This is a genomic window from Propionigenium maris DSM 9537, from assembly GCF_027925155.1.
Lineage (GTDB): Bacteria > Fusobacteriota > Fusobacteriia > Fusobacteriales > Fusobacteriaceae > Propionigenium > Propionigenium maris.
In genome coordinates, this window is sequence record NZ_BSDY01000003.1 from 176516 (window position 1) to 196716 (window position 20201).

General features: G+C 41.1%; 16 protein-coding genes and 1 riboswitch. Of the genes, 12 read left to right on the top strand and 4 right to left on the bottom strand.

Features of this window, described 5'->3' with window-relative positions:
- Positions 1–2: 2 nt before the first annotated feature.
- Positions 3–1178, bottom strand: a complete 1176-nt coding sequence (locus QMG11_RS04205) for an NAD(P)-dependent malic enzyme (RefSeq protein ID WP_281833702.1) — start codon at positions 1176–1178, stop codon at positions 3–5.
- 361 nt (positions 1179–1539) lie between these two features.
- Between QMG11_RS04205 and QMG11_RS04210 the strand changes: the two genes are divergently transcribed.
- Positions 1540–2415: a MurR/RpiR family transcriptional regulator gene (locus QMG11_RS04210; protein ID WP_281833703.1), complete on the top strand. Its 876-nt coding sequence runs from the start codon at positions 1540–1542 to the stop codon at positions 2413–2415.
- A 50-nt stretch (positions 2416–2465) separates the two neighbouring features.
- On the opposite strand, the gene QMG11_RS04215 is transcribed toward QMG11_RS04210, so the two are convergent.
- Positions 2466–3119 carry a cyclic nucleotide-binding domain-containing protein gene (locus tag QMG11_RS04215; protein ID WP_281833704.1) on the bottom strand — a complete coding sequence of 218 codons (654 nt, stop codon included), beginning with the start codon at positions 3117–3119 and terminating at the stop codon, positions 2466–2468.
- 248 nt (positions 3120–3367) lie between these two features.
- On the opposite strand from QMG11_RS04215, the gene QMG11_RS04220 reads away from it, so the two are divergent.
- From QMG11_RS04220 to QMG11_RS04230, 3 genes are all read left to right on the top strand, one after another.
- Positions 3368–3988: a Crp/Fnr family transcriptional regulator gene (locus QMG11_RS04220; protein WP_281833705.1), complete on the top strand. Its 621-nt coding sequence runs from the start codon at positions 3368–3370 to the stop codon at positions 3986–3988.
- Positions 3989–4440: 452 nt separating this feature from the next.
- Positions 4441–5625: a reductive dehalogenase domain-containing protein gene (locus QMG11_RS04225; RefSeq protein ID WP_281833706.1), complete on the top strand. Its 1185-nt coding sequence runs from the start codon at positions 4441–4443 to the stop codon at positions 5623–5625.
- 10 nt (positions 5626–5635) lie between these two features.
- Positions 5636–7558, top strand: a complete 1923-nt coding sequence (locus tag QMG11_RS04230; RefSeq protein WP_281833708.1) for an FAD-dependent oxidoreductase — start codon at positions 5636–5638, stop codon at positions 7556–7558.
- Positions 7559–7687: 129 nt separating this feature from the next.
- On the opposite strand, the gene QMG11_RS04235 is transcribed toward QMG11_RS04230, so the two are convergent.
- Both QMG11_RS04235 and QMG11_RS04240 read right to left on the bottom strand, forming a co-directional pair.
- Positions 7688–8956, bottom strand: coding sequence for a voltage-gated chloride channel family protein (locus tag QMG11_RS04235; RefSeq protein WP_281833710.1), 1269 nt, complete (start codon positions 8954–8956; stop codon positions 7688–7690).
- A gap of 73 nt (positions 8957–9029) precedes the next feature.
- A riboswitch (Fluoride riboswitch) is annotated at positions 9030–9106 on the bottom strand.
- 160 nt (positions 9107–9266) lie between these two features.
- Positions 9267–10955, bottom strand: a complete 1689-nt coding sequence (locus QMG11_RS04240; RefSeq protein WP_281833711.1) for an AMP-dependent synthetase/ligase — start codon at positions 10953–10955, stop codon at positions 9267–9269.
- Positions 10956–11488: 533 nt separating this feature from the next.
- Here QMG11_RS04240 and QMG11_RS04245 point away from each other — a divergent pair.
- The 8 genes from QMG11_RS04245 to pykF all read left to right on the top strand — a co-directional run bounded on the left by QMG11_RS04245 (position 11489) and on the right by pykF (position 19978).
- Positions 11489–12169 carry a 4Fe-4S binding protein gene (locus QMG11_RS04245; RefSeq protein ID WP_281833713.1) on the top strand — a complete coding sequence of 227 codons (681 nt, stop codon included), beginning with the start codon at positions 11489–11491 and terminating at the stop codon, positions 12167–12169.
- Between the two features lie 105 nt (positions 12170–12274).
- Positions 12275–12700 carry a MarR family winged helix-turn-helix transcriptional regulator gene (locus tag QMG11_RS04250; RefSeq protein WP_281833715.1) on the top strand — a complete coding sequence of 142 codons (426 nt, stop codon included), beginning with the start codon at positions 12275–12277 and terminating at the stop codon, positions 12698–12700.
- 149 nt (positions 12701–12849) lie between these two features.
- Positions 12850–13512, top strand: coding sequence for a Crp/Fnr family transcriptional regulator (locus QMG11_RS04255; protein WP_281833717.1), 663 nt, complete (start codon positions 12850–12852; stop codon positions 13510–13512).
- A gap of 685 nt (positions 13513–14197) precedes the next feature.
- Positions 14198–15031 (top strand): MurR/RpiR family transcriptional regulator, encoded by an 834-nt coding sequence (locus QMG11_RS04260; protein ID WP_281833718.1) that lies wholly within the window; start codon positions 14198–14200, stop codon positions 15029–15031.
- A 114-nt stretch (positions 15032–15145) separates the two neighbouring features.
- A complete protein-coding gene (locus QMG11_RS04265; RefSeq protein ID WP_281833720.1) occupies positions 15146–16591 on the top strand; it encodes an SLC13 family permease in 1446 nt (481 codons plus the stop codon).
- Between the two features lie 20 nt (positions 16592–16611).
- Positions 16612–17442 (top strand): sugar phosphate isomerase/epimerase family protein, encoded by an 831-nt coding sequence (locus tag QMG11_RS04270; protein ID WP_281833721.1) that lies wholly within the window; start codon positions 16612–16614, stop codon positions 17440–17442.
- Between the two features lie 20 nt (positions 17443–17462).
- Complete coding sequence (locus tag QMG11_RS04275) at positions 17463–18404, top strand: TonB-dependent receptor (protein WP_281833723.1); 942 nt, start codon at positions 17463–17465, stop codon at positions 18402–18404.
- Positions 18405–18565: 161 nt separating this feature from the next.
- Positions 18566–19978, top strand: coding sequence for a pyruvate kinase PykF (gene pykF / locus QMG11_RS04280; RefSeq protein WP_281833725.1), 1413 nt, complete (start codon positions 18566–18568; stop codon positions 19976–19978).
- Positions 19979–20201: the final 223 nt, after the last annotated feature.

Below are 20201 nucleotides of genomic sequence, written 5' to 3' on the forward strand. Positions count from 1 at the left end.
TCCTATTTTCTAATTAAGTTTTTTTCTACGGCAATTTTCTTTACTGAATCTGCTACAACCCTTGCAACCCTTTCATCAAAGGCATCTGGAAGGATGTAGTCATCCCTCAGCTCACCCTCTACAACAGAGGCTATTCCCTTGGCAGCGGCCATCTTCATCTCCTCGGTAATCTTAGTGGCTCCCACTTCCAGAGCTCCCTTAAATAGTCCCGGGAAGGCAAGCACATTGTTTACCTGGTTTGGGTAGTCCGATCTTCCAGTTCCTACTATTCTAGCTCCAGCCTCTAGAGCCTCCTCTGGCATGATCTCTGGTGTAGGGTTTGCCATGGCAAAGATTACAGCGTCTTTGTTCATAGTTTCCACCATTTCTTTTTTCAGGATTCCACCAGCTGAAACCCCTATGAAGATATCTGTTCCCCTTACTGCTTCTGCAAGTCCTCCAGTGATATTGTCAGTGTTTGTAATTTCAGAAAGTTCCTTAGTCAGAGGATCATACTCTCTGCTCTCATCTCCCCTGGAGATGATCCCGTGGATGTCCAGAGCCACAATGTCCTTAACTCCCAGGTCCCTTACCATCTTTATAATGGATGATCCCGCTGCTCCGGCTCCGCATACGACAACCTTGGCATCCTTCAGGTCCCTCTCCATAAGCTTGTAGGCATTTATAAGCCCTGCAGTTACAACTATAGCTGTTCCGTGCTGGTCATCGTGGAACACTGGAATATCCAGCTCCTCCTTTAGCCTTGTCTCTATCTCCACACACCTAGGTGCTGAGATATCCTCTAGGTTTATTCCTCCAAGGCCCGGTGCCAGAAGCTTACAGGTTTTCACGATCTCATCTACATCCTGTGTATCCAGGCAGATAGGTATAGCGTCTACTCCAGCAAACTCCTTAAAGAGGATAGCCTTTCCCTCCATAACAGGAAGAGCTGCTTCTGGCCCGATATTTCCAAGGCCCAATACAGCAGAACCATCTGTAACCACTGCTACAAGATTTCCCTTGGAAGTATATCTATAGACATCATTTTTATTCTCTGCTATCCTTCTGCAGGGCTCTGCTACCCCTGGAGAGTAAGCCAGGGACAGCTCCTCCCTGTTGGTAACCTTTACCTTAGATACAACCTCTATCTTACCCCTTCTGCTTTCATGCAGCTCCAATGCCTTTTCATAGACGCTCATTACTTCTTCCTCCTTGTTGAGTTCAAATCCGATATATTTATAAATAATTATCTAACAACTAAAAACGTCGGTTTTGTGACAAAAACTAACACAGTGAATTATTAATGCTTGTATATTATAAGATCTATTGGATAATGTCAATGAATTTTTGAAGGAATTTCTTCTTTTTTTTAAATTTGAAGAATTAAATTCTTCAAATCTTCAAATTGAGGGTATAATTGGATAGAGAAAGGGCTATATGGTGGCCCTCAGAGGGGAATCCTTGACAAATGGTGGGAAAGGTTATATCCTAAAATGAATGTAAATAATCAAAGGCCTTATTGGGTTAAGTCCTTATTTTATTGGTGATAAAGGAGGATACATGAAGAAGGATGAGTTTAGTTTAGCACATAAAATTCAAAGTATGGTGTCGGAGCTTCCCCCAAAACAGCGAAAGTTGGCGGGATATATTTTGAAGAATCAGAAGCAGTGCGCCTTCATGACCTCTACAGCTTTAGGAGTAGCTGCAGGGGTAAGTGAGTCCACGGTAATAAGATTTGCTTCCTATATGGGATACAAGGGTTATCCCGAATTTCAGTGGGAGCTGAGGGAATCTCTGAAGAATGAGCTCTCGGCTCTGGATAAGTTTTCCATAGAGAAGGTGGAGGATACAACAAATGCCTATCAGGATATCTTTGAGTCTGAGGTTGAGATAATCAACAGAACTCTGAAGGAACTCTCCACTGAAACATTTAACAGTGCTGTGGAGTCCCTCAATGAAAAGGAGAGTATCCTCACTGTGGGGTTTAAGGGGTCCTACTGCCTTTCCAGCTATGCAGGATACAACCTCAGCAAGATCCATCCCAAAGTGCAGATTATAGATGAATGGAATGAGAGGTGGTTTAACTACCTGAATGACCTCAACGAGAATACAGCTGCCATCCTTTTTGGGTTTCCAAGGTATCCTCAAAATGTAGTGACAATAGCTGAGATACTCAAGGAGAGGGGAGGAACCCTTATAGTTATTACAGACAGTGTGGTTTCACCTCTGGCCGAGCTGGCAGATTACCTCTTTATCATTCCCGTGAGGAAGGCATTTTTCGTGGACCACCTCTCTGCAGTGATGTGCCTCATCAATGCCCTGGTATTTTCTCTCTCCCACAAGGATAAGGAGAAGACGGAGAAGTACCTCAAGAGGTTTGAGAAGTTCTCAGATGAAAACAACATCTTTGTAAAGAGCAACAGAAAGAAGAGTTAGAAAAAGGAGTAACTGTAATTACAGTTACTCCTTTTTTGGTAAGCTGGATTTTATGAGGTCTCAAGGATCTCTCTGGCAGAATCCATATGAATTATTTTCAGTATTTTTCTACTTTTTTCAAGGGTCTTATTTTCAATAAGTCTTTTCAATGCCCTCTGCATTGTACGGATATCCATATTAAGCAGCTGGGCAAGCTCGCTGGTCGAGGTATAGGTGAAGGTACCTCCACTGGATATAAGAAAATCAACAAGGTACTGTTCATTGGAAAGGCTCAGCTTGGCAGCATGGGTCTTGATAAGCTTTAAAGTATTAAGCAGCAGATTTTTAATCATGATATTATATAGATTCAACAAAAATTGTATGTCTGTATTGTTGATAAGCTTCATTATTGGAAGCTCTAGAAGGGTAGCGGTGGGCATCCCCTTTAATATCAAGTCCATAGCTTCATCTAGAAAGAGATCTACATGCCCGAGACACTCCCCCTCCTTGAACTCCATATTAAACTCCAGACGCTCCTCAATAAATACAGTTGATATGACCTTACCGCTTTTAACGATATAGAGACAGTCATTCTTAGGTGTAAAGATCTCATCTTCAGAAAGCTGCCGAAGAACAAACAGTTCATTGAGGGATTTAGAAAAAATTATATTCAAGTCTTTAGAACTCAGTTCAGGTAATAATTTAGATAGTTTTTCGATGGTCATAGTTACTCCTTTGTTTCTTATTCCGTATAGCTATAATTATTTAATCTAAGAAAAATATTGCAGAACTCAAGATTCACTTATAATAACTATATTACCTATTGAAAAAAAATGTTATGACAGCGGTCATAATAGGACTGAGTTTAATTTTTTTTAGACCATTAAACTTGCAAAACTTCTTAAGGAACATTTGTGATATACTTATAGTAGGGATCCTAGAGAGAGTTCTTTAGGCAGAGAAAGGGGGAGCTATGGAAGATTTCAATATGCTGAAGGAGAGTTTTCTAACTACACCTGGAGTAAGGGAGTATAGATATCAAAAAAATGAGGAGATTGCATTTTCCAAGGAAGAGCTGGAAGGGATCTACCTGGTATTGGAGGGGGAGGTTGACATCAACTTCACATCTGAAAATGGAAATGTGATGCACCTTGTAACTGCTAAAAAAGGGGATCTGCTGGGGTCGGCGGACTTCTATTTTGATCAGTGGGAAGTAAATATGGTTGCAAAAACAGAGGTCGAGCTCCTGGGAGTGGAAAAATCAATCGTATTAACTCTGGACAAAAACTATTTCTTCTGGAAGTCTATGTATATGGATGTTGTCCGAAAGCTGGTAGATCTTGCAAGAAGAACTTTTATAAAATCCACAGCCATATCCCATGAAAACTACTTCCTCCTCTACCTCAAGGAAAAGGATTATGAGGTAGAATTCAGGTCCCTTACAGACCTCTCCTACTGTATGAACTTAGATTACAGAAACTTCCTGAGGGTAGTAGCAAAGCTCGTAGACAACCAGATCATCGTTAAGGAGAAAAACAGGATATATGTTTCCGATGTAGATAGGTTTAATAACTATCTCAAGGAGAGGCTTTAGAAAATTGACAGCAGCTTAAACCGATACAGGCACCCAGGGTGCCTTTTTTTATTGCCTGGAAAATTAAAAAATTATTAAATGATTTAACCTAAGTTGCTACTTAAGAAATCACTACTGAAAAATCTTAAAACCAAAATCTTTTTTAGCCACGAATTTACACGAATTTCTAAATAAAAGGACTTTAAACAATTGAGCAAAATTAAAAAGACCTCATTTGTGAAAATGCTTCCCACTTGTTTTACATTCTAATTTGTGTCATTAGTGGCAAATGTTTTGAATTTCACCTAAAGGTAGCAACTTGAGTTAATATATAAAACTTGATTATACCTATTGGGAGACAAGATCACCCTGCCTTTTTATTTGAAATATATCCGCCACTTCTATGACAGCTGTCACAGCTCCCTCCCTTGAGGGGGTGATAGTATTTTATAAAAAAGAGAGGTGACACTATCATGGGTATTATAAAGAAGAAATACAGACATTTTTTACCTTTTGCTCCAAGGCTTATAAAAAACTGTATTAAATACAAGATAAGGGGCTATGAACCTCCTGAATTTTCATATATGTGGGAATTGGAAAAGGGGAATAAGATATACAGGTGGGACTGGGAAGACTACGGAAGAAGTAAGTTTTCCCCTGAGAACTACGGGAAGGAGATAACCGACACCAATCCCTATTACGGCATCGATGTAGATGATTTTGATCTCTACAGTGAAACTTATCCTCCTGGTCTGATGCCTGCACCTCTATGGTCGGAGGACATGCACTATATAGGTGACGTATTTTATCCAACGCTGACCCGTGCCACTGGAAGGGCCATACCCTATCCAAAACTTTTAAAGGGGTTAAACAGGATGAATACAGAGTGGCCCAGGGGAAGGAAGAGTCCTCAGGTAGCAGAAGACAGGGAGAGGGATTTAAGTAGACTGGCTTGTGAAATAAAAAAGTATGGAGAAGGGGTAGGAGCAGCTGCCATAGGGATTACAAAAGTAGACAGAAGATCCATTGCAGAGGAATCCGATGAGCTGGTGCCCTACGACACTTTAATTATGATTGCCAATGAGATGGACTATGAACAGACCATGGAACTCCCTGAACCTGGGCATAAAACAAGGGAACACGCCATCTTCAAGGCCTATGAACAGGCTGGGAGCAGGGCACACCTTATAGCTGACTTTATAAGGGGCAGGGGGTATGAGGCTGTTGCATATGTAGGACTTGACGGCGTTATTAAATATCCACCCCATGCAGCAAATGCCGGCATGGGATCCTTTGGATCCCACGCTGTACTCATAACTCCTCAGGCGGGGATGAGAGCCAGGTTCTCTGCAGTTGCTGTTAACGCAGACCTTCCCCTTGATAAACCTAGGGATTACAATATCGAGCAGTTCTGCGGATACTGCAGGATGTGTCACAAGGTATGTCCCTCAAAGGCGGTTCCATGGGAATCCACCATGTGGAAGGGAATAAGAAGAAGAAAGATAAATCAAAAGAGGTGTCTGCCCATGTTTGAAAAACATGAGGATTGCGGTATCTGTCAGAAAAACTGTCCCTTCTCGGTCTTTGGATATGAAAAGATCCAAAAAAATATTGTGCCATCGTACTACCAGTATAATCAAATGAATTTAGAGGATTAGGTGAGTGTTTATGAATATAGATGTTTTTGGAGATATTAAAAATCCCGGCAGGTATAAATTGGATTCTGGAGTGACTTATTTTGATCTTCTGGAAAGATGCGGGGGACCTTCAAGGGGGAGAACTCCTAAGTTTGTACAGGTGGGGGGTCCCCTTGGGAGGGTCCTTCCCCTGGAAGGGATGGTAGAAGAGGTTTCCTTGGCAGGTGAGAAGCATTCCCTGCTTATGTTTATGTCGGATCGGTCATGTCCTGTAAATTTTACAAGGTTTCTTGTGAGATATGTAAAAAGGGAGATGGGTTTAAAGCCTCCTGTAATCCTTAAATTGGAGGAGCTCTTTGAAAAGTTCACCTCCAAAGAGGTTGTAAGGGATTATATGGTAGAGGACTTCTTTAAATATCTGGAGGAACTCAGGGGCCACCAGGAGAAACCCCTTAAAAAATTAGGAGTTCTCATTGAGGAGCTCTACAAGCTATTCAAGGATGAGTTTGAGGAACACATTAGGGAGGGGTTCTGCAGAAATCTCATCTGCAGAAGGACCTTTGATGCCAGGTGTATGTCCACCTGTCCTGCCCATGTAAATGTACCAGGTTACATCCACCTCATAAGAAACAATAGGGAGCTGGAAGCATACCAGCTCATGAGAAGAGAGAATCCTCTCCCCTTCATCTGTGGGGTTATCTGTGCAAGACCTTGTGAAACAATGTGTATGAGGGGAGAGCTGGACAGCCCAGTGGCAATAAGGGAAGTAAAGAGATACCTTGCTGATAAGTATAACGAGGTAGTGGTGGAAGACAGACTGGAGCCAAAGGGGAAAAAAGTTGCTGTCATCGGCGCGGGACCCGCAGGGCTTACAGCAGCCTACTATCTGGGTAAGACCGGCTATGATGTTCACCTCTATGAGAAAAACGACCGCCCTGGAGGTTATCTGGCTACAGGTATTCCTGAATACAGACTCCCTCAGGAGGTAATCCACAGGGAGGTAAGCCACCTTACAGATGTGGGGGTGAATATCACATATAATTTTCAGGTGACAAGGGAAAAGTACCTGGAACTCGCGGATAAATATGACGGGATAGTACTGAATACAGGTACTGTAGTGGGAAATAAGATAGGGCCAGATGCAGTTAATGTATTTACCTCTGTGGAGATCCTGAGAGATGTAAAGTACCTGCAGAAAAAATTATCTCTGGGCAGGGTTGTGGTCATCGGTGGCGGAGACGTGGCCCTGGATGCAGCCAGAACCTCCAGGAGGCTTGGATCGGAGGTAGAAGTCATCACCCTGGAAAGAAACTATAACGAGATGCCAGCATCCAAAGAGGAGATTCAGGGAGGAGTGGAAGAGGGAGTAATCCTTAGAAACGGCTGGAGATCGAAGGAGTTTATCAGGGAGGGTGACAGAGTTTCAAAAATAGTCTTTGAAAAGGTATCCCAGGTTTTCGACAGATTTGGAAGGTTTAGTATAGAGGTAACAGATGAAACTATGGAGGTGGAGTGTGACACCTTAATCTTCGCCATTGGACAATCCCCAGACTCTGGATACCTTGAGGGTATTGAAACCGACAGAAGAGGCTTTGTAGTTGCTGGGACAGATCTCGCTACAACCGACCCAAAGGTCTTTGTCTGCGGAGATGCCTATAAGCCTGGAATAGCAGTTAAGGCAGTGGCTGAAGGAAAGAAGGCAGCCCAATCTTTGGACAGATATCTGGGAGGAGAGGGACTCTATAAGGGAAGGAAGATCGACCTTGGAGATGAAAAACCTCTAAACTGGGATATATGGAAGATCCTAAGGGAGGAGGAAGAGGAACTCTCTGTCCAGGAAAGAAGGGATAAGTTTAAGCTCATATCCAAAACCATGGAAAGGGACTCCCTCCTGAGAGAGTGTGACAGGTGTATGAGGTGCGATATAAACACCAAAGAGCCGGACATCTGCTAAAAGATATTAGAATGAGGAGAGCATGAGCTTCTCAAACCTTCAATAGTAAAAACTAAATAAAGAGTAGCTGCCCGCGGGCAGCTACTCTTTTATTTACAGATAAGTTTTTTGGGGTCTTTCCAAATGTGACTAGTCATCTATCTCATGTATCTTCTTTCCCTCATGCTCATGAAAGGTTTCTCCCTTGCTCCTTCCTATGAGCTGCTTAGAATAGATGCTGGAATGACCTGAAAACAGATAGGCTGTGACACAGGCTATTCCCACGAAAAGTTCTACCCCTGTCCCAAAGAGTTCTATCCCCATGATTGTACAGGCAAGGGGAGTGTTGGAGGCAGCTCCAAAAACAGCCACAAACCCCATACCAGCTAATACTGCCATGGGCAGAGGAATAATGAGAGAAAGGGCATTTCCCAGAGTGGCTCCTATAAAGAATAGACAGGTAACCTCCCCTCCCTTATAACCTGCACCAAGGGTGATGGCGGTAAATAATATTTTCAGAGCAAAGTCATAGGGGTTCACATGAACAACAAATGTTTCTGAGATCACATCAAGCCCCAGACCATTGTATCTCGTGGTCCCTATTATTTCAGTCAGTAAAACTATTGCAATACCACCTATTACTGCATGAAGGGGCTTAAAAGTTGTAACCTTGCCTATAAGTCTCTTTACCTTTGAGATACTGAGGGAGAATACCTTTCCGGTAATTCCAAATAGTATCCCGGCCACACTGGCATAGAAGATGTTCAGCAGGGTAGCTTCTGGAACATCTACAATACTGTAAACTGAGTGGTGAACTCCCCACCACTTCTGGGTAACTTCATCTGCAATAATGGATGCTACAAAGGCTGGAAGGAGAGCTTCATAACTTAGTTTTCCCATGACATATACCTCTATCCCGAAGATTGCTCCTGCCAGGGGAGTTCCGAAAACAGAGCCAAATCCAGCTGCCATACCTGCTATGAGTATTATCTTTCTGTCCTTGGAGGTGAACTTAAATATTTTTGTGAGCTGATCGGCCAGGGAAGCTCCCATCTGAAGGGCACTCCCCTCTCTACCTGCTGACCCTCCAAAGAGGTGGGTTATGACGGTTCCAAATAAGACCATGGGAGCCATCCTCAGCTGCAGGATCTTCTTAGGGGTATGAATCTGCTCCAATATTAAATTGTTTCCAGCTTCAACGGATCTACCCCAGAAGTGGTATAGGATAGCCACTGCAAACCCTCCCAGGGGAAGAAAGTAGATCAGCACTCTGTTAGCCTGCCTTACCTCTGTTGCTCTTTCCAGCAGTGTGAGAAAAAATGCAGATGCTGTTCCAGAAAATATGCCAACCAAGCCTGCTATGAACAACCACTTCACAAGGTACTTCAAAAATATCTTTTCACTCTTAAAATTAATCATCTATTCAAATCCTCCTAGATAAAGATTACGCCAAAACAAAAAGGCTCCTACAAAATATACTTAAAAATAAGCATATTTTGTAGAAGCCATTAGTCACAAGACAGTTTAAAGCACTATTTGCTTTTGGAGAGCTTCATCTCCACTTCACTTTCATCAGTTTACTCCTAATGTCCTTGAAAGTCAATACAGATCTCAAAGAGAAATAGATTAAACCTCTTCCTTTAATTTTTACCAATTACAGCTATCCCTAGAGATAATTCTACAGGAAGTATCTAAATCCGAATATGACAAATGACACCTGGAAAGTTTTCTACGCTGTTTCCCTCTCCTCCCCCACAGACTTCAGGAGGGATCTTATCTCCTTTCTGTGAAGCTCCTTTATGGTATGTCTCCTGATCTTCATGGTTCCTGTATAGGTTCCGTTTTCAGGGTTAAAGTTGGGAAGAATGATGAAATCCTTGGGTTTCTGGTATGGGGCCAGGTGAAGGGTGTGCTCCTTGATCTCCCGCCATATATCTTCCTTTAGAGTGGCAGGACAGTGATCTGTATACTCCTCGGGAACTGTTACGCAGGCATAGAGGTTTTTACACTTCTCCCCCATGATCATCACATCATCGATGTAGTGGGATTTTTTTAGGATATCCTCTATATGCTCCGGGTGGATCTTCTCCCCTCCAGCAAGAACGATCATATTGCTTCTACGTCCCTTTATATGGAGTTTTCCGTCTTCATCCAGGTATCCCACGTCTCCAGTGTGAAGCCATCCATTCTCTATCTCCTTGGCTGTACCATCCTGAAAGTTCCAGTATCCAGCCATAACACAGTCTCCCTTTACAAGGAGCTCTCCCTCTATATCCTTGGATACCTTCCCCTCATCTGAAAGGAAGGTAAAGTCTCCTCCCCCTTGAGGGGTCATCCAGTCCAGCATAGGCCCTACACTTCCTAGAGTGATCCTATCTGGGTGATCCACACTTATTATAGGGGAGCTCTCGGAAAGTCCATATCCCTGAAGCACAGGCATTCCCATATTGTTAAAGAAGGCCTGCAGTTCTCTGTCCAGGGGAGCTCCCCCTGAAATGAAGAAACGGAAGTTCCCTCCAAAGGTCTCTCTGACCCTTCCAAAGATTGTTTTCTGAAGGACCTTCCCTATAGGAATCCTAATAGGCTTTATGGAATCCTCTACAGAGGAGGCCACTCTGTGGGCTCCTTCAAAGAGGGAACGAGCCCTACTTCCTGCACCGGAAACCTTCTTTGTAATTCCACCCTTCATTATCTCCAGAATCCTCGGTACAACCAGAATAATAGAGGGCTCAAAGCTTGGAATATTCCTTACAAAATCTCTCTGACCTCCGGCAAAGCATACGGAAGCTCCGGTCTCCATGGGAATAATCACCTCCACTGTAAGGGCAAAGGCATGCCAGAAAGGAAGAAGGGAGTAGAAACTGTCCTCTTTGTTAATTCCCACAAAATCTATGGCACTTCTGCTGTTTACAGCCAGGTTTTTATGGGTGAGCATAACCCCCTTGGGATTTCCCGTGGAACCACTGGTATAGATGAGGGCCGCCAGATCATCTGGAGAGATCTCCTCCGCACGAAGGTCTTCCTCTACAGGGCCCCCTCCTATCTCATCAAATATGAGAACCTCTGAAAATATCTCCGCTACCTTGGACCGAAACTTTCTGCTGGTAAGTATGAGAGCAGGGGAGCTGTCTTTTATGATAAAATCCGTCTCCTCCCTTCCCAAAGACTCATTTACTGGAAGGGCAACCCCTCCCAGGGACCAGATGGCATAGAAGGCCTTTAGCTGCTCGGGAGATTTTTCCGAGATGATCCCCACCCTGTCCCCCCTCTTTATTCCAAGTTCCAGGAGGTGCTTCTGCCAGGAAACTACCCCCCTTCCAAACTCCTCATAGGTCATAACCCCCTTGGAAGTTTTTATATATGTTCTGTTATGATATTTTTTGATATTCTCTTGCAAGATGCTGCATAAACTATTCAAAATTCTATCCTCCTTACTATCTCTTTACATTAAATAATCTATCACAAAATTGTAATTTTATCCACCACTGAAATCACCCCATGATTAAGTCTCAGAGATTCTCAAGAGGAATCTTACTTTACAAAAATAAAAAGAGAGAGAATTAAGGTCGGAGGAAGATATTCCTAATGGAGGGATATCTTAAAATAAATCCTTTGCAGCTTTTCCCTTTACTCTCTCTGCTCTATAAACCCGGAATAATAATGGTCCAGAAGTTAGTTATTTAGCCGATCCTTCTCAGGTCGAAAAATCTTTTTGAAAAAGTTGACCTACCAACTAATACCGTGTATAATATTGATGGTAGGCCAACTAACTTGACGGAGATGTTTTCTTTTACGAAAAGGTAATAGAGCTTCTTGCACCCTTTAACTTTATTGAAAAGAGGCATAACTTAATAATCAAGGCTAGGAGAACTGTTAGATATATGAGGAATAATTATTCAGTTCAATAGGAATTATATATAACTAAAATAATAGATATGTGGAGGTAATAATTTGAGTAGAAGGATACAAGTAATCAGAAATACTCTTCAACTTATATTTTTGGGTTTATTGTTGTTGGGGCTATACATGAAGTTCAAGGTAGTTTTTATTGCGCTACTCCCCCTCTCCCTTCTGACAGGAAACTTTTTCTGTGGATGGCTGTGCCCCTACGGAGCCGCCCAGGAGTTTTTCGGAGCTCTGGGGAAGAGGATTTTTAAAAGGAAGTATAGAATGCCGGAAGATATTCAAAATTACCTTCAATATTCCAGGTATATCCTTGCGATCCTTGCTCTCGCAGGCTTAGGTACGATATTTTTAGAAGATGTTAACAGCTATAAGGTATTTATGACTGCAGGAACCGATCTCTCCACTATAGTGGTTTCTCTCTCTGTGGTTGTCATGATAGGTTTTCTATTTATCTCCATGTTATTTGAAAGGCCCTTCTGTAACTACCTGTGTATAGAAGCAACCAAGTATGGTATTGCAAGCCTTACCAGAGTTTTTACCATCAAAAGAAGGAAAGATAGCTGTATAAACTGCAAGAGGTGCAATGGAGCATGTCCCATGAATATCTCCATCTCCCATGTAGATAGTGTGAGAAATGCCCAGTGCATCAACTGCTTTGAGTGTATAACTGCCTGCCCTAAAAGGGATACCCTTTCCTATGGAAGGGTTAAGGGAAGGAAGGAGTAGCTCATCCCAATTTTAGAGCTCCCTTTAATTTTGTGGAATTTGACATGACAAGCTATCCCTGTTATAATTTAGTTGATCTACCAACTATTTTAAAAGGGTGATTTTATGAAATTAACAGATCTAATTGGAACGAGTTTACTATACACCGCCAAGGAGCTTAAATGGTATATGGAAAAAAATACAATTTCCGAGCTTTCAGGAAGCGGACAGATGCCTCTCTTAGTAACTATAAGGGAGGAGAGGGGGATCAGCCAAAAAGATCTCGCGGAGAAACTAAAGAAGGATAAGACAACTATAGCTAAAGCCATTAAACGAATGGAAAGTGCTGGATATATTGAAAGAAGAAGAGGCGAGATCGATAAGAGGGTCTATAAGCTCTATCTTACCCCCAAGGGTGAGGAGGTATACCCAAAAGTAGTGGAATATCTGGGAGAAATAGAAGCTAAGCTGGATAAAGCCTTTACTCAGAATGAAAAGGAACAGTTCCTATCCTTTTTAGAGAAGGTAAGGAATACAATCACTGAGGATTAGCAGTTAAATAGGTAAAGAAGGTATTCATTATTTGAGATATCTTGCGGAACCTTTCGCAAGATATTTTTTATTTTTTTAGTTGGTTTACCAACTTATTGTAGTAGGGTTTTTATAGATTATTTTCAAGAGATGAAGGGTGAGATAGAAGGATGACTAAAGCAGAAATATTGTATGAAGTAAATTTAAAGGAGCTCATAGGAACTCCCTTTGAGGATATGATTACTGTCTCCCAGATGAAGAAGGGAGAATTTAACTTTCACGAAAATGTACGAAGCTTCAATGCATGCTATCTGATGGAGGGACATATCCAGCGTATAATATATACTCCTGAGGGGGGTGAGTTCTATATGGACCTCTTTGAAGGAGAGATCTCAGGAGCCAACTACTCCTTTTCCAAAAGGTTAGGACGTAGCGGGGAGGTCTTTGATATGGATGTAGTAGCAAAGGAGGACTCCAAGATTGCCTACCTACCCCTGGAGAAGATTATGGACCTTCAATTTAATGGAAAGAGTAGAGTTCTTGAAAAACTTATAATGATGAGTGTAGAGGAGTACTTTGAAAAAGCAAAGTATCTAATCCTTAAAAATGTATTCTCAGATGAAGAGTTCTTTATAAATTACCTGGAAAAGAATAAAACCATTAATACAGGAAGAACCAAAGAATTATCTGAGCTGTTAAATATAAAGGTAAGAAGCATCCAGAGGTTTATAAAGAAGCTTCAGGATCAGGAGATCATAGAAAAAGTTCAGGGAAAGATACGAATAGTAGACCAGGTTAAGCTGGAGGAGTATAAGAAAAGGTTTGATAGGTAGAAGGATTAGCAGAGTTTTAGGTGGAACAACTATTAAAATGTTACCTATAGCTGAATAGGATTTAATAAAAAGAAGATGAGTATTTCACTGATTGCTACCTAAGCTTTCTATAGGTAAAGGCAGTCATGAATCATAGATAAAAGATCTCTTCTCTTCAGAACTTCCTGAAGAGGAGAGTTTTTTTATTTTTAATATTTGAGTCTCCATCCAGGATACTTTTACGACCTTGAAAAATACGTAAATTAAGTGATGCATAAGCCACAGTTTTTATTCGATGGAGCTGGTATTCTAAAGGGATAAAGATTGTTTTAATACCCTATGAGGAGGTGAGGATATGGAGAATAAGTGCTGCAGATGCAGTTACAGGGAGGCTAGGTGGTGCCACCTCTATTCGATAAACCTAGAGGAGGCCAGTGAAATATGTAATTAATCCCCATTATTAAAGTAACTCTTAATAGGTCTTCAACTTCAATTGAAACTTTTTTATAAAGTAATCAGAAGTATGAAACTAAAGTTTCATCAACAGATCATACCATTCCCTTAGTTTTTATTGAAAAAATAGTTTCAAAGTCCCGAAAATTTTGTTACTATTATTTTATAAAAATAACTTTTGAACCTTTTTCTGAAAAAAAAGTTTCAAAAACGGTTGACTTAAGAAAAAAAAGTTGCTAATATGGTGGTGGATATGAGAGAAGAGTTAAATAAAAAGATTGCAAGCAGTTTAAGTAAGATGACTGAAAAGGAAAAACAGGTAGCAAAATTTTTCTTGGAGGAGCTTGAGAGTATTTCTATCTATACAGTTGATCAAATCTCAGAGAGGCTAAATGTGAGTAAGGCAACTGTAGTGAGGACTACAAAAAAAATAGGCTTCAAGGGATATTTGGACTTTAGAAGGGAAGCTACATCTTGCTTTTCAGAAAAGTTAACTACCAATAAAAAGATCATAAATACTATGGACAGAATAGATAGTGATCCTTATTTAAGTATAATCCAGGAGGATTTAAATAGACTTTTAGAATTTAGGGAAACATGGAGCAACAACTTAATGGAGAAGGTTACTGCCTCTCTAAACAACGCCAATAAAATATATTTAATTGGTTATGGGGTTTCAGAAGCTCTGGTTATCTTTATGAAGTTCAGGCTGGAACGTTTCGGAAAGGAAGTAAAGGTAATCAATAAATCAGGGAAGTACTTTGCAAGTGAATTAATGTCTCTAAAAAAGGAGGATCTCATTTTTGTATTCGGATTCCATAATCCGGCAAAGGAACTTACAGTTGCCCTGAAATATGGCAGAAATATAGGAGCCACAACCCTTGCCATGACCAATGATTACACCTCGCCACTGGCGGAACACGCCCAATACGTCATCCCGGCAAAGAGGGGAGATATAGAGACTCTTAACTCTCTTTCTCTTCCTATGGTCCTTTGCCACGCTATTACTCTTGGTCTGCTGAAGAAGAGAAGGGATGAGATGTACCAGATGACTGGTAAGTTAGAGGAGATATTAAACCTGTTTTAAACTTAGCTAAGTTTTTATATAGAGCACTCAATTTTTTGGATCGATCAGAAATTAAGGGGGTGCTTTTTATTTTACCAAAAAATCAACTTTATCATTAAAATTAGGAGGAAAGTAATGAACGCTGAAGCACTATCATCAGGTACGAGTTCCCCAAAAGAGGGATTCATGAAAAAAAATTCATTTTTAATCGCTTTAATATTAATGTTTGCCATTATGCTGGCTCCCCTTCCAGAGGGATTAACCAGTGCTGGAAAAAATTCAATAGCAGTATTTGTTTTTGCACTTATTGTGTGGCTCTTTAGACCCTTTGCAGAAGCAGCAAGCTCCCTGTTAATCTTAGCATTTTTAATTATATTTCAAGTAACCAAGCAAAAAGACGTCTTTGGAGCTCTGGGATCCGATACAAACTTCTTAGTCCTCTCCGGACTAATCATCTCCGTAGCCATGGCTAAGACGAATCTGGCTAAGAGAATGGCCCTTACAATCATTACTAAGTTCGGAAAAAACAGCTCTATGCTCCTTTTAAGCCTTATGGCAGTAAACTTTGCAATAGCATTTTTAATGCCTTCGGGAACAGCCAGAAGTACATTGCTGCTACCTATAGCTTTAGCTGTTATTGCTGCTTTAGGGGTAAAGGAGGGAGAGAAAAGCAATATTGCAAAACAGGTTACCCTGACAGTTCCTGCAGCAGATCACTTTGCTACCAGCTCAATCCTTACAGCTACAGGATCAAATATTCTAGCTATTGAAATGGTAAAGCAGGCAACTGGAACAACGGTATACTACTCGGACTGGCTTCTATGGGGATTAGTTCCTAACATTATGTTAGCCCTTATATGGTGGGTAATGATTAAAAGGATGTTCCCCTCTAAAAATAAGAGTATGGATATCAGCTCCTTTCAGACAGACCTCAAGGAGATGGGATCCCTCTCTAAAGATGAACTGAGAGTTTTAGCAATATTCGGAGGCACTGTAATCCTTTGGATGTGTGATCGTTGGACTGGTTTAAATGCAGCAGCAGTGGCTCTTCTAAGTGCTTCCCTGCTATTTGTTCCAAAGGTTGGAGTTCTTAACTGGAAGGAGACAAATAAAAAGATAAACTGGGGACTGATTGTTTTTAATGCAGCAGCAATTGCCTCTGGAGCAGCCCTAGGTAAAACCAAGGCAACTAACTGGGTTATCGATGGAATATTTGACAAGCTTAACCTTCATAATATGAGCCCATATATGGTACTGGGAGTAATCCTCGCAATTACAATGCTGATCATTGTTCTTACAAGCAGTAAAACCGGAAGAATAACTATGCTGGTACCTATCTTAATAGGTTTTGCACAGACACTGGAGATTAATCCACTATTCCTGATAATGCCGGTAGTAATGTTGAATGCACACCACTTTGTATTCCCATTTAATGCAAAATCCAACCTTATCTACTTTGGTACTGGACACATTCACATGGAGGATATGGTAAAGTCGGGAACCTATATAAGTTTAATCGGAATAATAGTATTTGTTTTAACTGCCATGACCTATTGGAAGGTTGTAGGGTTAACATTTTAATTTAATTTAGGAGGAACATGATGAAACTAGGTACATCAACAAGAGCAATTTGGAATATGGAAAATTTAGAGGCTTTGAGATACCTGAAAAAAGTTGGATATGATGAGGTGGAGCTGTGGGTAGAGTATCCAAGACTTTCTCTGGATCTTGCCACTGAAGAGGAGATTCTAGAGATAAGGAATGAATTAGATAATCTGCAGCTTGAGGTATCTGTTCATGCCCCAATAAGGGATCTCAACCTGTCATCCCTAAACTACGGAAACAGAAGAGAAGCAGTGAGGCAAATCTCTGATTCTATACGATTTGCAAGGAAGATAGGTTCTCCTGTGGTGATTATTCACCCTGGAAGAAACACCTCTCAAAAAGATCCCTTCTCAATGACAGAGGAATGTTTTTATGAGAGTCTCTCTGCAATTGTAAGGGTAGCAGAGGAGGAGGGTATTATCCTTGCCATGGAAAATATGGAAAGGAGAAAGGGTGAGTACATCCTTACTCCAAAGGATATGATAGAGGTTAAAAACAGGATAAACTCGGATAACTTAAAGTTTACCTTTGATATAGCCCATGCCTACACAATTACCGATGATATAGTCGGATTTTACAGAGAGATCATGGAGGATGTAGTGCACATACACATAAGTGATAATTTGGGCTATGGAAGCAAGACCCATATGAAGATGGGAGAGGGGGAGATAAACTTCAGGGAGATTCTGGAGGAAGTTTATAGAAGTAAATTCAATGGATATATAACCATTGAGGGCTACTATCCTGAAGCACCTGAGAAGACAGTGGAGGAAAATATTAAGTTTTTAAGAGATATTGTTGAAGATATTAAGAGAAAGGCAAGCTAAGACTATACTAGGGGGAGAAAATGAAAAAAAGAATAGCAGCAGGGTTTCTGTACGGAGTTATGGGATTGTCAGCAATGGGAGCAAGTGGGTATTTTGAAGCTGGAACGGAGATTGAAGACTTCACAAGCTCCTATGAAGAAAAAGATTTTGTATTACCATATATAAAGGGAAAATTGTCCCCTTATAACAATTCACCATTCTTTATAGAGGCAAAGTATTCATACAGGCTTCACGAGGATGATAAGGAACATGAAGGGGACAGAAGAAAGAGAACGGAGCTCTATTTAGGTTATGCATGGGAGATGGGAAGGTTTAAGTTTACTCCTAAAGCGGGGATAAGGTATGAGAACTATGCCAGCAGTGAGACTGGAGATTCCGCAAGAGAAGCAACCTATGATGAAATTATTCAATACAGAATTTATCCAAATATGTCATATACAATAAATGATAGCGTTGAATGGTTCTTTGAAGGATTCTTAGCGCCAACAACCTCTAAATTAAATGACACCAAAACAAGAGGTGGCGATGGGGTAGAGGGGAAGGAGTATGGCTCTGATTATAGACACGAACTTGATTCAGGATTAAAGTTTAAATTACCAAATGGACAAAAATTAAGCTTATCTCTATACAGTGAATATAAGAGGGAGGTCTATGCTTCCAGTACAGAGGAGTATCAGTTTAGAATTGTTTATGATCACAAACTGAAGAATGGAAAAACTACCTTAACACCTTTTGCCAGAATAGGACTAGAGCGTGAGCAGAGGTATAAGGATGGTTCGGATCTAGAAAAGGATAGGCTGAGACATAGATTCGGACTCAAGACCTCTCATAAGGTATCTGAAGACTTTACTTTACTGGGGGAGGTATATTATCAGACTGGAAGAGTAGAGGATTCCTCTGGAAACAGGGAGAGCGATGAAAATAAGATGTTCTATAAAGTAGGATTCAGACAAGCTTTTTAATTTGCCTAAAAAAGAGAACGAATAATCTCTAAAAGAGTGGTAGATAATTTTTAGGGTCCAGATAAGTTATTTTCTGGACCTTAATTCGATCTCTTAAGTCGATAATCAAAATCTTTAGAGTATATAATTCAACTTATTAAAATAGATGTGGAGGAGGATTAGTGAAAAAAACTAAGATTGTATGTACTATAGGACCTGATACTGGTAGTAAGGAGATGCTTACTAAGCTAGTTAGTGCCGGATTAAATGTTATGAGGCTTAACTTTTCCCACGGTGACTATGAGGAGCACGGGGAAAGAATCAAAAATATGAGGGAAGTTATGGCAGCAAACGGCAGGAGGGCTGCCATCCTTCTGGATACTAAGGGTCCTGAGATCAGAACAATCAAGCTAGAGGGAGGAAGGGACGTAGTTCTTGAGGCTGATCAGGACTTCACAGTTACTACTGATAAAACTGTAGTAGGAAACAAGAATATCGTAGCAGTTACCTATGAGGGACTTACAGCAGACCTTAATGAGGGAGACACAATCCTTATAGACGACGGACTTATTGATCTTACAGTTAAAGAGGTAGCAGGAGATGAAGTTAAGTGTATTGTAAACAATACCGGGGAACTCGGAGAGAATAAGGGAGTAAACCTTCCAGGAGTATCTGTAAACCTTCCGGCTCTTGCAGAGAAGGATATCAACGACCTTAAGTTCGGATGTGAGCAGGGAGTTGACTTCGTAGCTGCATCATTTATCAGAAAAGCCGAGGACGTAAAGGAAGTAAGAAGGGTTCTGGATGAGAATGACGGAAGGGAGATCATGATCATCTCCAAGATAGAAAACCAGGAGGGGGTAGATAATTTTGATGAGATCCTAGATCTTTCCGACGGAATCATGGTAGCAAGGGGAGACCTTGGAGTGGAGATACCAGTTGAAGAGGTTCCCTTTGCCCAAAAGATGATGATCGAGAAGTGTAATGAAGCGGGGAAGATGGTAATCACTGCAACTCAAATGCTTGACTCTATGATCAAGAACCCCAGACCTACAAGAGCAGAGGCTGGAGACGTGGCAAACGCCATCATCGACGGCACCGATGCTGTAATGCTTTCGGGAGAAACTGCAAAGGGAAGGTACCCTGTAGAGGCAGTAGCTATCATGGCTCAGATCGCTCACAAGACAGACTCTATGGTTCCTGCCTTCGATATGGAATTTGAGGGGGAGATCTCAATCACTGAGGCAGTGGCTAAGGGAACAGTTGAAGCAGCTGAGACTCTGGAAGCAGAGCTCATAGTTGTAGGAACTCAGTCTGGTAGAGCAGCAAGAGCCCTAAGAAAGTATTTCCCTACAGCTCCTATTCTGGCCATCACAAACAATGAGAAGGCTGCAAGCCAGCTGACTCTTTCCAGGGGGGTAATCACATCAGTTGAAAAGAATATAACTAATTTGGAGGAGTTTCACAAAGTTGCAGAGGTAAGAGCAAGGGAGATGGGTCTAGTTGGAAGTGGGGACATTATAGTAGCCACTTGTGGAGATGAAGTTTTTAAGACAGGAACTAGCAACTCATTTAAAGTTGTAGTGGTTAAATAAAAATCTGACTCTTTTGAAAAAGGAATTTTAGGGTTAAAAGGGAGCTCCAATTGGGGCTCCCTTTACTTTGATCTACTATGCTACAGAGATAACTTTTAATCTGCCCCTTATAACTATTCAACTTTACTATAAAAAATGTGTAAAATACTGAAAAAAATGAAAAAGTGTGGCATATGCAACATTTTTAATATCATTGATATAGTAAACTATCAAATTAATAAGT

What these genes read in the sequence shown, in the direction of transcription:
- QMG11_RS04205 (WP_281833702.1), bottom strand. Translation starts at nt 1,178, where the DNA reads ATGAGCGTCTATGAAAAGGCATTGGAGCTGCATGAAAGCAGAAGGGGT.
- QMG11_RS04210 (WP_281833703.1), top strand. Translation starts at nt 1,540, where the DNA reads ATGAAGAAGGATGAGTTTAGTTTAGCACATAAAATTCAAAGTATGGTG.
- QMG11_RS04215 (WP_281833704.1), bottom strand. Translation starts at nt 3,119, where the DNA reads ATGACCATCGAAAAACTATCTAAATTATTACCTGAACTGAGTTCTAAA.
- QMG11_RS04220 (WP_281833705.1), top strand. Translation starts at nt 3,368, where the DNA reads ATGGAAGATTTCAATATGCTGAAGGAGAGTTTTCTAACTACACCTGGA.
- QMG11_RS04225 (WP_281833706.1), top strand. Translation starts at nt 4,441, where the DNA reads ATGGGTATTATAAAGAAGAAATACAGACATTTTTTACCTTTTGCTCCA.
- QMG11_RS04230 (WP_281833708.1), top strand. Translation starts at nt 5,636, where the DNA reads ATGAATATAGATGTTTTTGGAGATATTAAAAATCCCGGCAGGTATAAA.
- QMG11_RS04235 (WP_281833710.1), bottom strand. Translation starts at nt 8,956, where the DNA reads ATGATTAATTTTAAGAGTGAAAAGATATTTTTGAAGTACCTTGTGAAG.
- QMG11_RS04250 (WP_281833715.1), top strand. Translation starts at nt 12,275, where the DNA reads ATGAAATTAACAGATCTAATTGGAACGAGTTTACTATACACCGCCAAG.
- QMG11_RS04255 (WP_281833717.1), top strand. Translation starts at nt 12,850, where the DNA reads ATGACTAAAGCAGAAATATTGTATGAAGTAAATTTAAAGGAGCTCATA.
- QMG11_RS04260 (WP_281833718.1), top strand. Translation starts at nt 14,198, where the DNA reads ATGAGAGAAGAGTTAAATAAAAAGATTGCAAGCAGTTTAAGTAAGATG.
- QMG11_RS04265 (WP_281833720.1), top strand. Translation starts at nt 15,146, where the DNA reads ATGAACGCTGAAGCACTATCATCAGGTACGAGTTCCCCAAAAGAGGGA.
- QMG11_RS04270 (WP_281833721.1), top strand. Translation starts at nt 16,612, where the DNA reads ATGAAACTAGGTACATCAACAAGAGCAATTTGGAATATGGAAAATTTA.
- QMG11_RS04275 (WP_281833723.1), top strand. Translation starts at nt 17,463, where the DNA reads ATGAAAAAAAGAATAGCAGCAGGGTTTCTGTACGGAGTTATGGGATTG.